At 63.8% G+C, this 15,591-nt stretch carries 21 protein-coding genes; 15 read left to right on the forward strand and 6 right to left on the reverse strand.

Features of this window, described 5'->3' with window-relative positions; genetic code table 11:
• Window positions 1–63 precede the first annotated feature (63 nt).
• From pyrR to ACMGF8_RS02890, 3 genes are read left to right on the forward strand one after another with little or no spacing between them, the layout of a single operon-like run.
• Window positions 64–570 carry a bifunctional pyr operon transcriptional regulator/uracil phosphoribosyltransferase PyrR gene (gene pyrR / locus ACMGF8_RS02880; RefSeq protein ID WP_060841533.1) on the forward strand — a complete coding sequence of 169 codons (507 nt, stop codon included), beginning with the start codon at window positions 64–66 and terminating at the stop codon, window positions 568–570.
• 25 nt (window positions 571–595) lie between these two features.
• Window positions 596–1,600, forward strand: a complete 1,005-nt coding sequence (locus tag ACMGF8_RS02885; protein ID WP_011064007.1) for an aspartate carbamoyltransferase catalytic subunit — start codon at window positions 596–598, stop codon at window positions 1,598–1,600.
• Window positions 1,597–2,868, forward strand: a complete 1,272-nt coding sequence (locus ACMGF8_RS02890; protein WP_102862074.1) for a dihydroorotase — start codon at window positions 1,597–1,599, stop codon at window positions 2,866–2,868. Before ACMGF8_RS02885 ends, ACMGF8_RS02890 begins: the two co-directional genes overlap by 4 nt.
• Before the next feature lie 127 nt (window positions 2,869–2,995).
• On the opposite strand, the gene ACMGF8_RS02895 is transcribed toward ACMGF8_RS02890, so the two are convergent.
• Window positions 2,996–3,415, reverse strand: a complete 420-nt coding sequence (locus tag ACMGF8_RS02895) for an NINE protein (RefSeq protein ID WP_102862075.1) — start codon at window positions 3,413–3,415, stop codon at window positions 2,996–2,998.
• A 251-nt stretch (window positions 3,416–3,666) separates the two neighbouring features.
• Between ACMGF8_RS02895 and ACMGF8_RS02900 the strand changes: the two genes are divergently transcribed.
• Window positions 3,667–4,290: a C40 family peptidase gene (locus tag ACMGF8_RS02900; RefSeq protein WP_102862076.1), complete on the forward strand. Its 624-nt coding sequence runs from the start codon at window positions 3,667–3,669 to the stop codon at window positions 4,288–4,290.
• A gap of 94 nt (window positions 4,291–4,384) precedes the next feature.
• Here ACMGF8_RS02900 and ACMGF8_RS02905 read toward each other — a convergent pair whose 3' ends face one another.
• A complete protein-coding gene (locus tag ACMGF8_RS02905; protein WP_115581139.1) occupies window positions 4,385–5,419 on the reverse strand; it encodes a type IV pilus twitching motility protein PilT in 1,035 nt (344 codons plus the stop codon).
• A 183-nt stretch (window positions 5,420–5,602) separates the two neighbouring features.
• Between ACMGF8_RS02905 and ACMGF8_RS02910 the strand changes: the two genes are divergently transcribed.
• From ACMGF8_RS02910 to ACMGF8_RS02960, 11 genes are all read left to right on the forward strand, one after another.
• Window positions 5,603–6,301, forward strand: coding sequence for a YggS family pyridoxal phosphate-dependent enzyme (locus tag ACMGF8_RS02910; RefSeq protein ID WP_102862078.1), 699 nt, complete (start codon window positions 5,603–5,605; stop codon window positions 6,299–6,301).
• Between the two features lie 34 nt (window positions 6,302–6,335).
• Window positions 6,336–7,154, forward strand: coding sequence for a pyrroline-5-carboxylate reductase (gene proC / locus ACMGF8_RS02915; RefSeq protein ID WP_102862079.1), 819 nt, complete (start codon window positions 6,336–6,338; stop codon window positions 7,152–7,154).
• Window positions 7,155–7,178: 24 nt separating this feature from the next.
• Window positions 7,179–7,766, forward strand: coding sequence for a YggT family protein (locus ACMGF8_RS02920; RefSeq protein ID WP_102862080.1), 588 nt, complete (start codon window positions 7,179–7,181; stop codon window positions 7,764–7,766).
• On the forward strand, window positions 7,766–8,059 hold the full coding sequence (locus ACMGF8_RS02925; RefSeq protein WP_102862081.1) for a DUF167 domain-containing protein: 294 nt from the start codon (window positions 7,766–7,768) through the stop codon (window positions 8,057–8,059). Before ACMGF8_RS02920 ends, ACMGF8_RS02925 begins: the two co-directional genes overlap by 1 nt.
• A gap of 163 nt (window positions 8,060–8,222) precedes the next feature.
• Window positions 8,223–9,362 carry a homoserine O-succinyltransferase MetX gene (metX, locus tag ACMGF8_RS02930; RefSeq protein WP_102862082.1) on the forward strand — a complete coding sequence of 380 codons (1,140 nt, stop codon included), beginning with the start codon at window positions 8,223–8,225 and terminating at the stop codon, window positions 9,360–9,362.
• A 7-nt stretch (window positions 9,363–9,369) separates the two neighbouring features.
• Complete coding sequence (metW, locus tag ACMGF8_RS02935) at window positions 9,370–9,990, forward strand: methionine biosynthesis protein MetW (RefSeq protein WP_011064017.1); 621 nt, start codon at window positions 9,370–9,372, stop codon at window positions 9,988–9,990.
• A 26-nt stretch (window positions 9,991–10,016) separates the two neighbouring features.
• Window positions 10,017–10,451, forward strand: coding sequence for a DUF4426 domain-containing protein (locus ACMGF8_RS02940; RefSeq protein WP_060841544.1), 435 nt, complete (start codon window positions 10,017–10,019; stop codon window positions 10,449–10,451).
• Window positions 10,448–11,044, forward strand: a complete 597-nt coding sequence (gene rdgB / locus ACMGF8_RS02945) for an RdgB/HAM1 family non-canonical purine NTP pyrophosphatase (protein WP_025131031.1) — start codon at window positions 10,448–10,450, stop codon at window positions 11,042–11,044. Before ACMGF8_RS02940 ends, rdgB begins: the two co-directional genes overlap by 4 nt.
• The gene (gene hemW / locus ACMGF8_RS02950; protein WP_242553889.1) at window positions 11,041–12,243 is read left to right on the forward strand and encodes a radical SAM family heme chaperone HemW; all 1,203 of its coding nucleotides are present in this window, start codon (window positions 11,041–11,043) and stop codon (window positions 12,241–12,243) included. The genes rdgB and hemW overlap by 4 nt, the downstream gene beginning before the upstream one ends.
• Window positions 12,244–12,252: 9 nt before the next feature.
• Window positions 12,253–12,576 (forward strand): DUF3392 domain-containing protein, encoded by a 324-nt coding sequence (locus tag ACMGF8_RS02955; RefSeq protein ID WP_011064021.1) that lies wholly within the window; start codon window positions 12,253–12,255, stop codon window positions 12,574–12,576.
• Between the two features lie 26 nt (window positions 12,577–12,602).
• Window positions 12,603–13,151 carry an RNA 2'-phosphotransferase gene (locus ACMGF8_RS02960; RefSeq protein ID WP_207166709.1) on the forward strand — a complete coding sequence of 183 codons (549 nt, stop codon included), beginning with the start codon at window positions 12,603–12,605 and terminating at the stop codon, window positions 13,149–13,151.
• 79 nt (window positions 13,152–13,230) lie between these two features.
• Here ACMGF8_RS02960 and trmB read toward each other — a convergent pair whose 3' ends face one another.
• From trmB to ACMGF8_RS02980, 4 genes are all read right to left on the reverse strand, one after another.
• On the reverse strand, window positions 13,231–13,956 hold the full coding sequence (gene trmB, locus ACMGF8_RS02965) for a tRNA (guanosine(46)-N7)-methyltransferase TrmB (RefSeq protein ID WP_102862086.1): 726 nt from the start codon (window positions 13,954–13,956) through the stop codon (window positions 13,231–13,233).
• Between the two features lie 9 nt (window positions 13,957–13,965).
• Window positions 13,966–14,760, reverse strand: a complete 795-nt coding sequence (locus ACMGF8_RS02970; RefSeq protein ID WP_011064024.1) for a thiazole synthase — start codon at window positions 14,758–14,760, stop codon at window positions 13,966–13,968.
• A gap of 162 nt (window positions 14,761–14,922) precedes the next feature.
• Entirely contained in the window at window positions 14,923–15,123 is a 201-nt protein-coding gene (gene thiS, locus ACMGF8_RS02975; RefSeq protein WP_162884096.1) for a sulfur carrier protein ThiS, read from the reverse strand.
• A gap of 71 nt (window positions 15,124–15,194) precedes the next feature.
• Window positions 15,195–15,575 (reverse strand): DUF423 domain-containing protein, encoded by a 381-nt coding sequence (locus tag ACMGF8_RS02980; RefSeq protein WP_102862088.1) that lies wholly within the window; start codon window positions 15,573–15,575, stop codon window positions 15,195–15,197.
• Window positions 15,576–15,591: the final 16 nt, after the last annotated feature.

A 15,591-nucleotide genomic window follows, 5' to 3' on the forward strand; every position in this document is an offset into this window, starting at 1 on the left:
ACCAGCCGTAAGTTCCCGTGCCCTGCTGCCCGGCAGCAGGCGCGAGCCCACGAAGGAGCCACCATGAGCCTGCCCAATCCCGCCGCCCTGATCAGCCAGATGGCCACTGATCTCAACGCCCACCTGGCCCAGCGCGCCATCAGCGAGCCGCGCTTCATCGGTATCCGTACCGGTGGCGTGTGGGTGGCCCAGGCCCTGTTGGAAGCCCTGGGCAGCGACGCCCCCCTGGGCACCCTGGATGTGTCCTTCTACCGCGACGACTTCAGCCAGAACGGCCTGCACCCGCAAGTTCGCCCTTCGGAACTGCCGTTCGAGATCGAAGGCCAGCATCTGGTGCTGATCGATGACGTGCTGATGAGCGGCCGGACCATCCGCGCCGCCCTCAACGAGCTGTTCGACTATGGCCGTCCAGCCAGCGTGACCCTGGTCTGCCTGCTGGACCTGAACGCCGCCGAGCTGCCGATTCGTCCGAATGTGGTGGGCGCGACCCTGTCGCTGGCCGCCCACGAGCGGGTAAAATTGTCCGGTCCTGCGCCGCTTCAACTCGAGCTCCAAGACCTCGCCCTCTAACTCGCCCTTTTAAGAGTCCATTGCGATGACGCCTCTAGACGCCAAGCGCCCGCTGCAGCTCAACGATCAGGGCCAGCTGCGCCATTTCCTGTCCCTCGACGGCCTGAACCGCGAGCTGCTGACAGAAATCCTCGACACCGCCGACTCCTTCCTCGAAGTCGGCGCCCGGGCGGTCAAGAAAGTCCCGCTGCTGCGCGGCAAGACCGTGTGCAACGTGTTCTTCGAGAACTCCACCCGGACCCGCACCACCTTCGAACTGGCGGCCCAGCGGCTGTCGGCGGACGTGATCACCCTGAATGTCTCGACCTCCTCGGCGAGCAAGGGTGAAACCCTGCTGGACACCCTGCGCAACCTGGAAGCCATGGCCGCCGACATGTTCGTGGTACGCCACGGCGACTCCGGCGCCGCGCACTTCATCGCCGAACACGTGTGCCCTCAGGTAGCGATCATCAACGGCGGCGACGGCCGTCACGCCCACCCGACCCAGGGCATGCTCGACATGCTGACCATCCGCCGGCACAAGGGCGGCTTCGAGAACCTCTCGGTGGCCATCGTCGGCGACATCCTGCACTCGCGGGTGGCGCGCTCCAACATGCTGGCGCTGAAAACCCTCGGCTGCCCGGACATCCGCGTGATCGCACCGAAAACCCTGCTGCCCATCGGCATCGAGCAGTACGGGGTCAAGGTCTACACCGACATGACCGAAGGCCTGAAAGACGTGGACGTGGTGATCATGCTGCGCCTGCAGCGTGAACGCATGCAGGGCGGCCTGCTGCCCAGCGAAGGCGAGTTCTACCGCCTGTTCGGCCTGACCACCGCACGCCTGGCCGGGGCCAAGCCCGACGCCATCGTCATGCACCCGGGCCCGATTAACCGCGGCGTGGAGATCGAATCGGCGGTGGCCGACGGTCCGCACTCGGTGATCCTCAATCAGGTGACCTACGGCATTGCAGTGCGCATGGCCGTGCTGTCCATGGCCATGAGCGGGCAGACCGCCCAGCGACAATTCGAGCAGGAGAACGCCCAGTGAAGCTCAGCATTCTCGGCGCCCGCGTCATCGATCCAAGCAGCGGCCTGGATCAAACCACTGATCTGCACCTGGAAGCCGGCAAGATCGTCGCCATCGGCGCCGCCCCCAATGGTTTCAATGCCGTCACTATCATCGACGCCAAGGGCCTGGTGGCCGCGCCTGGCCTGGTGGACCTGAGCGTGGCCCTGCGCGAGCCGGGCTACAGCCGCAAGGGCAGCATCGCCAGCGAAACCCGCGCCGCCGCGGCCGGTGGCGTCACCAGCCTGTGCTGCCCGCCGCATACCAAACCGGTACTGGATACCTCGGCCGTGGCCGAACTGATCCTCGACCGCGCCCGGGAAGCCGGCAACAGCAAAGTCTTCCCGATCGGGGCTCTGAGCAAGGGCCTGGAAGGCGAGCAATTAGCCGAGCTGATCGCGTTGCGTGACGCCGGCTGCGTGGCCTTCGGCAATGGCCTGGACGGTTTCCGCAGCACCCGCACCCTGTGCCGCGCCCTGGAATACGCCGCCACCTTCGACCTGACGGTGATCTTCCACTCCCAGGACCGCGACCTGGCCGAAGGCGGCCTGGCCCATGAAGGTGCTACCGCCAGCTTCCTCGGTTTGCCGGGGATTCCCGAAAGCGCGGAAACCGTGGCCCTGGCCCGGGACCTGCTGCTGGTGGAACAAAGCGGCGTGCGCGCTCACTTCAGCCAGCTGACCAGCGCCCGGGGCGTTGAGCTGATCGCCCAGGCCCAGGCCCGCGGCCTGCCAGTGACCGCCGATGTGGCGCTGTATCAGCTGATCCTCACCGATGAGGCGCTGATCGACTTCTCCAGCCTGTATCACGTGCAGCCGCCACTGCGCTCGCGGGCCGACCGTGATGCCCTGCGTGCAGCGGTGAAGTCCGGGGTGGTGCAAGCCATCTCCAGCCATCACCAGCCCCACGAGCGCGATGCCAAGCTGGCGCCGTTCGGCGCCACCGAGCCCGGCATCAGCAGCGTCGAGTTGCTGCTGCCACTGGCCCTGACCCTGGTTCAGGACGGTTTACTGGACCTGCCGACCCTGCTGGCGCGCCTCAGCGCGGGTCCTGCCGAGGCCTTGCGCCTGCCGGCGGGCAAGCTGGTGGAAGGGGGTGCAGCGGACCTGGTGCTGTTCGACCCGGCCAGTTCCACCGTGGCCGGCGAGCGCTGGCTGTCCAAGGGCGAGAACTGCCCGTTCCTCGGCCATAGCCTGCCGGGCGCCGTGCGCTACACCCTGGTGGATGGGCATATCAGCTATCAAGGCTGATTGCCTGGCTGGCGCCCTGTAGCCGCTGCCGCAGGCTGCGAACGGCTCCGAAGGAGCCGCCGCTCCTGATGGCGGCCTGCGGCAACAGCCCCATGCAACGCCATCACCGCCTGCGCCGCTGACTGGATCAGCGGCGTTTGGCGTTTTCCAGGGAGACCTGGTCGTTCAGGGTCCAGAAGTCGTACAGCACCCCCAGGAAGAACAAACCACCGGTGAACAGGTAGAGCACACCGCTCAGCCATTTGCCCTGGTACATGCGATGTACGCCAAATACCCCGAGGAAGGTCAGCAGAATCCAAGCCACGCTGTATTCCACGGGACCAGAGGTAAAGCGCAAGTCCGCTTCCCGGTCCATGGACGGGATCAGGAACAAGTCGATCAGCCAGCCAATGCCCAATAGACCAAGGGTGAAGAACCAAATGGTCCCGGTCACCGGCTTGCCGTAATAGAAGCGGTGAGCGCCGGTAAAACCGAGAATCCACAACAGGTAACCGATCACCTTGCTGTGGGTGTCATGGGCGGATGCATCCTGACGATAGGTGTTCATTAAGAGCCTCTTGCTAGGTGATAGATAAATATTCTTAAAATCTTTGTGACTTTTTTACAGGCTTTCGACGTGTGGACAATGTTACCTTCTGTTCCGCCAAAGCCTTGTACTGCCTGACTTCTGACGGTTTTCTGCGTCAAGTTGCCACCTCTTTGCCGAAGTTGACCCCAAGGTTGAATCGACAAACGGCCACGGAAGTGACCTGAAAGCTGTTATAAAGTTGCGCGCTAACCAAATAAGAGCCTTGCCTAATGCGACCATTTTTCAAGACATGGCTAACCATTTGCCTATTAATGCCACTGGCCGCCCACGCCACCAACCGTGAGCAACGACTTCCCAACGTTAATGGCTACACCCCGAAACCCCATGTTTCGACGGTCACCGCCAAGAACAAGACCACCATCAAGCACCCCACCCGCCTGAGCAAGGCCGACAGCAAGCTGGTGGCCAACAACGCCGGCCGGCCAAGCACCACTGTCCTCAGCCGTGCGGTCAATGTGCTGGGCACCCCCTATCGTTGGGGCGGCAGCAGCCCAAGTAAAGGCTTCGATTGCAGCGGCCTGGTGCGCTACGCCTTCAATGACGTCGCCGCCGTGGACCTGCCACGCACCTCCAACGCCATGGCCAGCGGCCACGGGCAGAAGGTCGAGCGCAAGGACCTGAAGCCGGGCGATCTGCTGTTCTTCAACATCAAGAGCCGCAAGGTCAACCACGTCGCCATCTACCTGGGCGAAGACCGCTTTATCCACGCCCCACGGCGCGGTAAGGCAGTGACCATCGACACCCTGAAGAAACCCTACTGGCAGAGCCACTACGTGGTTGCCAAGCGGGTACTGCCCAAGGAACAGGCACCTCTGCGGGTCGTGCAGCGCTGATCTGCTGATCTGCTGATTCGCCCATTCGCCGGCAAGCCGGCTCCTACACCCACCTGTAGGAGCCGGCTTGCCGGCGAATGCATTTCCAGCCCTGTCAAAAGCTCTCCGGCATCCGGGCCTGCTCCCGCGCCTGTTCACGGCTGATCAGCCCTTGCCCCAGCAATGCCTTGAGGCTCATGTCCAGGGTGCGCATGCCCTGGGCCCCGCCGGTCTGGATCGCCGAATACATCTGCGCCACCTTGTCCTCGCGAATCAGGTTACGGATCGCCGCATTGCCCAGCATGATTTCGTGAGCCGCCACCCGCCCACCGCCCACTTTCTTCAGCAACACCTGGGCAATGACCGCCTGCAGCGACTCGGCCAGCATCGAGCGCACCAGGGCCTTTTCCTCCCCCGGGAACACGTCCACCAGCCGGTCGATGCTCTTGGCCGCGGATGCAGTGTGCAGGGTGGCGAACACCAGGTGCCCGGTTTCGGCGGCGGTCAGGGCCAGGCGAATGCTTTCCAGATCGCGCAACTCTCCCAGCAGGATCACGTCCGGGTCCTCCCGCAGCGCCGCACGCAAGGCGGTGGCGAAACTGCGGGTATCACGCGGCACCTCGCGCTGGTGGATCAGGCAACTTTTCTGCGGATGAATGAACTCGATGGGGTCTTCGAGGGTGAGGATGTGCTGCTGCCGATGCTGGTTCAGGTGATCGATCATCGCCGCCAGGGTGGTGGACTTGCCGCTACCGGTGGGCCCGGTGACCAGCACCAGCCCCCGAGGCGCTTCGGCAATCTGCTGAAACACTTGCCCCAGTCCCAACGCCTCCAGGCTCTGTACCCGTGACGGGATCAGGCGCAGCACTGCAGCCGCTCCCCGGACGTGCTGGAAGGCATTGACCCGGAACCGCGCCACGCCCGGCAGTTCGTAGGCAAAGTCCAGATCCTGCTGGCTGGCGAATACCTGCCGCTGTGGCTCGCTCATCAGGCCATGCATCAAGGACAGCACCTGCTGTGCATCCAGGGCCGGGCTGTCCAGCGGACGAATATCGCCATCAATGCGCAACATCGGCGCCAGTCCGGCAGACAGATGCAAGTCGGAAGCACCCCGGGAGATGCTCAAAGTCAGGAGTTCGGTGATGTCCATAGTGCCCCCCAATTCCAGTAGAATGCCGCGAGCTTCAGACCCAGCCGCCATGCCGGGCAATGACCGGCGCGGCCCTTGAGCGATGCTCGGGCCGGTCGACAATCAGGGTCTGGTGGATTCATGCGGCGGTTGGCGGCCAAGGTCACAGGCTCCCGGTCGCCGGTACTTTTGAGAAGAAATCGAATGTCCACGATAGCAGACAACATTGCCCAGCTAGCCGAGCGTATCCGCAGCGCCTGCCAGGCCGTACAGCGTGCCCCGGACAGCGTCATGCTGCTGGCCGTGAGCAAGACCAAACCCGCCGCCGCCCTGCGCGAAGCCTATGCCGCCGGCCTGCGGGACTTCGGCGAGAACTACCTGCAAGAAGCCCTGGGCAAACAACAGGAACTGGCGGACCTGCCCTTGAGTTGGCACTTCATCGGCCCCATTCAGTCGAACAAGACTCGCGCCATTGCCGAGCACTTTGCCTGGGTGCATTCCGTGGATCGCTTGAAAATCGCACAACGCCTGTCCGAGCAACGCCCCGCCGAGCTGCCGCCGCTGAACATCTGCATCCAGGTGAATGTCAGTGGCGAAGCCAGCAAGTCCGGCTGTACCCCGGCCGACCTGCCAGACCTGGCGAGGGCCATCAGCGCCTTGCCACGCCTGCAACTGCGCGGGCTGATGGCGATTCCCGAGCCCACCGAGGACCGCGCCGCCCAGGAAGCCGCCTTCGCGGCGGTGCAGGCCCTGAACAACCAACTGCGCGACAACCTCAAGCTGCCCCTGGACACCCTTTCCATGGGCATGAGCCACGACCTCGAAGCGGCCATCGCCCAGGGCGCCACCTGGGTGCGGATCGGTACCGCACTGTTTGGTGCCCGCGACTACAGTCAGTCCTGATGCGACTGACCCTGACCTCTCATAAGGACCTGTCATGAACACGACTCGTATCGCTTTTATCGGCGCCGGCAACATGGCGGCCAGCCTCATCGGTGGCCTGCGGGCCAAAGGCCTTGAGGCAGCACAGATCCGTGCCAGTGACCCCGGCGCCGAAACCCGGGCCAAGGTGGCTGCCGAACACGGCATCCAGGTGTTCGCCGACAACGCCGAAGCCATCGCCGGCGTCGATGTGATCGTCCTGGCGGTCAAACCCCAGGCCATGAAAGCCGTGTGCGAAGCCCTGCGCCCGAGCCTGCAGCCGCAGCAGCTGGTGGTGTCCATTGCCGCCGGCATCACCTGCGCCAGCATGAACCACTGGCTCGGCGAGCAACCGATCGTGCGCTGCATGCCCAACACCCCGGCGCTGCTGCGCCAGGGCGTCAGCGGCCTGTATGCCACCGCCCAGGTCAGCCCTGAACAGCGCCATCAGGCCGAAGAACTGCTGTCCGCCGTGGGCATCGCCCTGTGGCTGGATCAAGAGCAACAACTGGACGCTGTGACCGCGGTGTCCGGCAGCGGCCCGGCGTATTTCTTCCTGCTGATCGAAGCCATGACCGCCGCTGGCGAAAAGCTCGGCCTGCCTCGGGAAACCGCCGCCCAACTGACCCTGCAGACCGCCCTGGGGGCGGCTCACATGGCAGTGTCCAGTGACGTCGACGCCGCCGAGCTGCGCCGCCGCGTAACGTCGCCAGCCGGCACCACGGAAGCCGCGATCAAATCGTTCCAGGCCAACGGCTTTGAAGCCCTGGTGGAAAAAGCATTGGGTGCCGCCGCGCACCGCTCGGCCGAAATGGCCGAACAACTCGGTCGTTAACTCGCCCCTACAAAGGAATCGATAATGTTCGGACTCAACGACGCTGCCATTTTTGTGATTCAGACCCTGGGCAGCCTGTACCTGCTGGTGGTCCTGCTGCGCTTCATGCTGCAAGTGGTGCGGGCGAACTTCTACAACCCTATCTGCCAGTTCATCGTGCGCGCCACCCAGCCATTGCTCAAACCCCTGCGCCGGGTGATCCCCAGCATGTTCGGGCTCGACATGTCCTCGCTGGTCCTGGCCCTGATCGTCCAAATGGCGCTGTTCGCCATCGTCCTGACCCTCAGCCAAATCTCCTTCAATGCCCTGGGACTGCTGCTGTGGGCGCCGATCGGGATCTTCGCGCTGTTCCTGAAGATCTGGTTCTTCGCCATGATCATCAGCGTGATCCTGTCCTGGGTCGCTCCTGGCAGCCAGAGCCCGGGCGCGGAACTGGCCTACCAGATCAGCGAGCCGCTGCTGGCCCCATTCCGGCGCATCGTGCCCAACCTGGGCGGCCTGGACATCTCGCCGATCCTGGCCTTCATCGTGATCCAGCTGGTGCAACAGTGGCTGATTCCGCGCCTGGCGCTCTACACCTTCATGCCCCCTGAGTTGTTCGGGCTGATCTGATGAGCTACTTCCGCTGGGACGGTGACGATCTGATTCTCGATTGTCACCTGCAACCCAAGGCCAGCAGCGACGAGTTCGCTGGCCTGCATGGGGAGCGGCTGAAGATCCGCCTCACCGCCCCGCCTGTGGAGGGCAAGGCCAATGCTCACTTGATGGGGTTCCTGGCCAAGGCTTTCGGCATTCCCAAGAGCCACGTCAGCCTGGTCAGTGGCGAGTTGAACCGGCAGAAGCGCGTGCGCCTGCAAGCGCCGAAGAAGCTGCCGGATCTGCCGGGGCTGGCGCGCCCTGCCTGATTCTTCGGCAAGCTGGCTCCTACGCCCCAGGTCCGCTGTAGGCGCTGGCTTGCCAGCGAATCTCACCCCGCCATTTCTCCAACCAAATACAGCCCCGGGCTTTGCTTGCCGCTGGGGGCAGCGGTCTTTAGACTTACGCCTCATTTAAATGAGAGCAGGGTCGATGCCAACTGCCTTTCCCCCCGATTCTGTTGGTCTGGTCACGCCAGAAATAGCGCACTTCAGCGATCCTCTGGCCCTGGCCTGCGGACGCGCGCTACCGGCCTACGACCTGATCTACGAAACCTATGGTCAGCTCAACGCCAGCGCCAGCAACGCGGTGCTGATCTGCCACGCCCTGTCCGGCCATCATCACGCCGCCGGCTACCACAGCGTCGATGACCGCAAGCCCGGTTGGTGGGACAGCTGCATCGGTCCCGGCAAGCCCATCGATACCAACAAGTTCTTCGTGGTCAGCCTCAACAACCTCGGCGGTTGCAACGGCTCCACCGGCCCCAGCAGCCTCAATCCGGAAACCGGCAAGCCGTTCGGCGCCGATTTCCCGGTGCTCACCGTGGAAGACTGGGTGCACAGCCAGGCGCGCCTGGCGGACCGCCTGGGCATTGCCCAGTGGGCAGCGGTGATCGGCGGCAGCCTGGGCGGCATGCAGGCCCTGCAATGGACCATCACCTACCCGGACCGGGTACGGCACTGCCTGGCCATCGCCTCGGCGCCCAAGCTCTCGGCGCAGAACATTGCCTTCAACGAAGTGGCACGCCAGGCGATTCTCACCGACCCGGAGTTCCACGGCGGTTCTTTCCAGGAACAAGGCGTGATCCCTAAACGCGGGCTGATGCTGGCGCGCATGGTCGGGCACATCACCTACCTGTCCGATGACTCCATGGGCGAGAAATTCGGCCGCGGCCTCAAGAGCGAAAAGCTCAACTACGACTTCCACAGCGTCGAATTCCAGGTGGAAAGCTACCTGCGCTACCAGGGCGAAGAGTTTTCCGGGCGTTTCGACGCCAACACCTACCTGCTGATGACCAAGGCCCTGGACTATTTCGACCCGGCGGCGAACTTCGACGACGACCTGGCCAAGACCTTCGCCAACGCCAGCGCCAAGTTCTGCGTGATGTCCTTCACCACCGACTGGCGCTTCTCCCCGGCCCGTTCCCGGGAGCTGGTGGACGCGCTGATGGCGGCGCGCAAGGACGTCTGCTACCTGGAGATCGACGCACCCCAGGGGCACGACGCCTTCCTGATCCCGATCCCGCGCTACTTGCAGGCCTTTAGTCACTACATGAACCGCATTACCTTGTGAGGACACGATGAGAGCCGATCTGGAAATCATCCAGGAATGGATCCCCGCCGGCAGCCGCGTCCTCGACCTGGGCTGCGGTAACGGCGAGCTGCTGAGCTGGCTGCAGGAACACAAGCAAGTCACCGGCTACGGCCTGGAAAACGACCCGGACAACATTGCCGAGTGCGTGGCCAAGGGCATCAACGTGATCGAGCAGGACCTGGACAAGGGTCTGGGCAACTTCGCCAGCAACAGCTTCGATATCGTGGTCATGACCCAGGCCCTGCAGGCCGTGCACTACCCGGACAAGATCCTCGACGAAATGCTCCGGGTCGGCCGCCAGTGCATCATCACTTTCCCCAACTTCGGCCACTGGCGCTGCCGCTGGTACCTGGCCAGCAAGGGTCGGATGCCGGTCTCGGAGTTCCTCCCGTACACCTGGTACAACACGCCGAACATCCACTTCTGCACCTTCGAGGACTTCGAAGAGCTGTGCCGCGAGCGCCAAGCCCGGGTGATCAACCGCCTTGCCGTCGATCAACAACACCGTCACGGGTGGGCCAGTAAGCTATGGCCTAATCTGTTGGGAGAGATCGGCATCTACCGCGTCAGCAGTCCCGGCCTGCAAGATCACAAGGTCGCGGTATAAACCACGTTGCATCGAGGAGAACCATCATGGGACGTCTGGTGACATTTCTATTGGCTGCCTGCCTGAGCTTCAGTGCCCTGGCGGCAGATCCGATCAAGAGCGAGCGCAAGGAGGTGTTCGGTGACATCACCGTGCACTACAACACCTTCAACTCCACCTACCTGCAACCTGACGTCGCCAGGGCCGCGGAGCTGGTTCGCAGCAAGAACCAGGGCGTGATCAACGTCTCCCTGATCAAGGATGGCAAGCCGCTGGTCGGCCAGGTCAGCGGTACGGTCAAGGACCTGACCAGCAAGAGCATCCCGCTGAAATTCCGCCAGATCACCGAACAGGGCGCGATCTACTACATCGCCCAGTTCCCAGTGGAACAGCAGGAAACCCGTACCTTCACCATCACCGTGCAAACGGGTGGCGATACCAACAGCTTCAGCTTCAACCAAGAGCTATTCCCGGGCGAATAATGAACCTTACGCAACTCGTACTGGCCAGCCACAACGCCGGCAAACTCAAAGAACTCCAGGCCATGCTCGGCGCCTCGGTGCAACTGCGCTCGATCGGCGAGTTCAGCAGCGTCGAGCCGGAAGAAACCGGTCTGTCGTTCGTCGAAAACGCCATCCTCAAGGCGCGCAATGCCGCACGCATTTCCGGCCTGCCGGCACTGGCGGACGATTCCGGCCTGGCGGTGGACTTTCTCGGCGGCGCGCCGGGCATCTACTCGGCGCGCTATGCCGACGGCCAGGGCGACGCGGCGAACAACGCCAAGCTGCTCGAAGCCCTGAAAGACGTCCCCGAAGCCCAGCGCGGCGCGCAGTTCGTCTGCGTCCTGGCCCTGGTGCGGCACGCCGACGATCCGTTGCCGATCCTCTGCGAAGGCCTGTGGCACGGGCGCATCCTCACCGCCGCCAGTGGCGAACACGGTTTCGGCTACGACCCGCTGTTCTGGGTGCCGGAACGTGACTGCTCCAGCGCCGAGCTGGGCCCCGTGGAGAAAAACCAGCTCAGCCACCGCGCCCGCGCCATGGCCATTCTGCGGCAACGCCTGGGCCTGAAATGAGCCAGGACCGATCCGCGTCGCCGCTGATTCTCGGCGGCGCGCCAACGCCTCGGGCGGCGCTGCCCCAGTTGCCGCCCCTGGCGCTGTACATCCACATCCCGTGGTGTGTACGCAAATGCCCTTATTGCGATTTCAACTCCCACGCCGCCAGCCCGACGCTGCCGGAAGAAGAGTACGTCGACGCCCTGCTGGCCGACCTCGATCTGGAGCTGCACGCGGTCTATGGCCGCGAGCTGAGTTCGATCTTCTTCGGCGGCGGCACCCCGAGCCTGTTCAGCGCCCAGGCCCTGGGTCGGCTGCTCAAGGGCGTGGAACAGCGCATCCCCTTCGCCGGCGATATCGAGATCACCCTGGAAGCCAATCCCGGGACCTTCGAGCAGGAGAAGTTCACCGCCTACCGCGCCCTGGGGATCAACCGCCTGTCCATCGGCATCCAGAGCTTCCAGGAACAGAAGCTCAAGGCCCTGGGCCGCATCCACAACGGTGACGAAGCAGTACGGGCCGCCGGCATGGCGCGCCAGGCCGGGTTCGACAACTTCAACCTGGACCTGATGCACGGCTTGCCGGATCAGTCCCTGGACGATGCCCTGGGCGATCTGCGTCAGGCCATCGCCATGAAGCCGACCCACCTGTCCTGGTATCAGCTGACCCTGGAACCCAACACGGTGTTCTGGAACCAGCCGCCGGTGCTGCCGGAGGACGACACCCTGTGGGATATCCAGGAAGCCGGCCAGGCACTGCTGGCCGAGCATGGCTACGCCCAGTATGAAGTGTCGGCCTACGCCCAGCCCGGACGTGCGGCGCGGCACAACCTGAACTACTGGAGCTTCGGCGACTTCATCGGCATCGGTGCCGGCGCCCACGGCAAGCTCAGCCACCCGGACGGGCGCATTCTGCGCACCTGGAAGACCCGCCTGCCCAAGGACTACCTGAACCCGGCCAAGCCGTTCAAGGCTGGCGAGAAGACCCTGGGCAACGACGAGCTGCCGTTCGAGTTCCTGATGAACGCCCTGCGCCTCACCGATGGCGTCGACGCCGCACTGTTCGCCCAGCGCACCGGCCTGGATCTGGCCAGCCTTGCCGAAGGTCGGCGTCAGGCCGAACAAAGTGGCTTGTTGCAGGTCGAACCGTCACGCCTGGCGGCCACGGCCCGCGGGCAACTCTTCCTCAATGACCTGCTGCAATACTTTCTGATCTAAGGAAATCACATGGATCTGGTACTCGACCTGCTTGCCACCGTGTCCCGCTGGAGTCGCAGCAACCTCTCGGAAATCGCCCTGGCATTGGTGGGCTGCCTGCTGGTGCTGTTCGGCGCGGACATCAAGGGTTGGGTCGAGCAGCGCCTGGGCGGCATCGCCGGCGCCCTGCGCGTGCCGCTGATGGCCTTGCTGTGCATGGTCGGCAGCGGCCTGGCGCTGATCTACGCCACGCCGTGGATCGTCCGCGGCCTGAGCCAGTTCAACAACTACAGCCTGGCGCCAGTGCTGCTGGTGGTGCTGGTGCTGATTGGCGTGGTCGCCGACCGCCGCTGACCTGCAGCCGCTATTCAAGGAAGAACATGAGCAAGAAAGTCATCGAAGACACCAGCAAGTTCCTCAGCTACGTGCTGCGCCACGAGCCCCAGGCCATCGGTCTTGAGCTGGACAGCCAAGGCTGGGGCGATATCGAAGCGCTGATCAGCGGCGCCGCCAAGAACGGCCGGCAACTGAACCGGGAACTGATCGAGCGGGTGGTCGAAGGCAACGACAAGAAGCGCTTCGCCCTCTCCGCTGACGGCCAGCAAATCCGCGCCGTTCAGGGACACTCCAACAAGGCCGTGCAATTGCAGCTTGAGGCAAAGCAACCGCCCGCCGTGCTCTACCACGGCACTGCCACGCGCTTCATGGAGTCGATCAATGAGAAGGGGCTGATCCCGGGCTCACGCCATCACGTGCACCTGTCCCAGGAAATCGACACCGCCCGGGCCGTGGGCCAGCGTTACGGCAAGGTGGTGATCCTGCAGGTCGACGCCCAGGCCATGCAGGCCCAGGGTTTCACCTTCTATCAGGCAGAGAATGGGGTGTGGCTGACCGACCAGGTGCCGGTCAGTTTCATCCAAGCCTTGTAGGAGTCAGCTGGCTGGCGAAGGCGTCCTTGAGGGCACCTTCGCTAGCAAACCAGCGCCTACAACAGCGGCTGTACGGGGCTCAGTCGAGCTTTTCGAACTTCAGATCCCACACACCATGGCCCAGGCGCTCGCCACGACGCTCGAACTTGGTGATCGGGCGTTCAGCCGGGCGCGGCACGCACTTGCCGTCTTCGGCCAGGTTGCGGTAACCCGGGGCAACGTTCATCACTTCCAGCATGTATTCGGCATAGGGCTCCCAGTCGGTGGCCATGTGCAGAATGCCGCCCACCTTGAGCTTGCTGCGCACCAGCTCGGCGAAGGAGGCCTGGACGATGCGGCGCTTGTGGTGCCGGCTCTTGTGCCACGGATCGGGGAAGAACAGCATCAGCCGATCCAGGCTGTTGTCGGCGATGCAGCGATTGAGCACTTCAATGGCGTCGCAATCGTAGACCCGCAGGTTGGTCAGGCCCTGAGTCAGCACGCCATTGAGCAGCGCGCCGACGCCCGGACGGTGAACTTCCACACCAATGAAGTCCTGCTCCGGAGCCGCCGCGGCCATTTCCAGCAGCGAATGGCCCATGCCGAAGCCGATTTCCAAAGAGCGCGGCGCTGAACGGCCGAACACCTGGTCGTAGTCCACCGGGGCGTCAGCCAGGGGCAGCACATACAGCGGCGCGCCCTGATCCAGGCCACGTTGCTGGCCTTCGGTCATGCGCCCGGCGCGCATCACGAAACTCTTGATGCGGCGGTGTTGGCGCTCGTCGCCGGCTTCCGGCTGGATTGGCGTGTCGTTTGATTCAGTCATCAATGGCTCTTACTTGATCAGACCATCCAGCGGCGAAGAGGCGCTGGCATAGAGTTTCTTCGGCATGCGACCGGCGAGGTACGCCAGGCGGCCCGCGACAATTGCGTGTTTCATGGCTTCGGCCATCATGACCGGCTGCTGCGCGTGGGCGATGGCCGAGTTCATCAGCACCGCTTCACAGCCCAGCTCCATGGCGATGGTGGCATCGGAAGCGGTGCCGACACCGGCATCCACCAGCACCGGAACCTTGGCTTCTTCAAGAATGATCTGCAGGTTGTACGGGTTGCAGATCCCCAGCCCGGTGCCGATCAGGCCCGCCAGGGGCATGACCGCGATGCAGCCCATTTCCGCCAGTTGGCGAGCGATGATCGGGTCATCGCTGGTGTAGACCATCACGTCGAAACCTTCCTTGACCAGCACTTCGGCGGCCTTGAGGGTTTCCAGCACGTTGGGGAACAGGGTCTTCTGGTCGGCCAGGACTTCCAGCTTGACCAGGTTGTGGCCGTCCAGCAGTTCGCGAGCCAGGCGGCAGGTGCGTACCGCTTCCACTGCGTCATAGCAGCCGGCGGTGTTGGGCAGGATGGTGTAGCGATCCGGTGGCAGGATATCCAGCAGGTTCGGTTCGCCCGGGTTCTGGCCGATATTGGTCCGGCGCACGGCGACGGTGACGATCTCGGCACCCGAGGCCTCGATGGCCAGGCGGGTTTCTTCCATGTCGCGGTACTTGCCGGTGCCTACCAGCAAACGCGACTGGTACGTCCGACCGGCCAGGACGAAAGGCTTGTCACTACGAACGTTGCTCATCGGAAATCCTCTGTTGGGGTGAGGTTCTTGCAGAATTCTGTATCAGGCCCGGGGCCCTGGAGCCCTCATTCCGGGGCCGGTGAACGCGTCTTCCATGGGAGAGGCCCGGAGCCGGGCCAGGGCGCTGCGCGGAATACGTAGCAGCGCGATTGACGCCAGTGGCTAGCCGCCGCCGATGGCGTGGACCACTTCCACCTGGTCGCCCTCGTTGAGGGCGGTCTCGGCGTGCTGGCTGCGCGGAACGATATCCAGATTGAGTTCCACCGCGATCCGGCGTCCGGTCAGGTCCAGACGGGTCAGCAGGGCCGCAACGGTCGAGCCGTCGGGCAGTTCAAAGGATTCACCGTTCAACTGAATGCGCATGCTCGAGGCCGCCATCATTTTTAGGGGCCAGCATTCTAGCCCGATCGTGACCTAAAGGTCAGCTACAAGCGTCAGCCGGCCCCTTGCAGGCGCCAGGCGGCAAGGCCCAGCAGAAACCAGCCAACCAGGAAGGCCAGGCCACCGAAGGGGGTGATGATGCCCAGCTTGCTGATGCCGCTCAGGGTCAGCAGGTACAGGCTGCCGGAGAACAACAGGATGCCCAGGGTGAACGCGATACCGGCCCAGGTCACCAGCCGCCCTGGAATATGCGCCGCCAGCAAGGCGACGCCGAACAGCGCCAGGGTATGCACCAGCTGGTAAGTGACCCCTGTATGAAAAATAGCCAGGTACTCGGTGCTCAGGCGGTTTTTCAGACCGTGAGCGGCAAAGGCACCCAGGGCGACCCCGGTGAAACCGAAGAAAGCGGCCAGCATCAGGAAGCCACGCAACATGAGGAACTCCAGTCAG

The organism is Pseudomonas sp. BNK-7, from assembly GCF_048072025.1.
GTDB lineage: Bacteria > Pseudomonadota > Gammaproteobacteria > Pseudomonadales > Pseudomonadaceae > Aquipseudomonas > Aquipseudomonas danubii.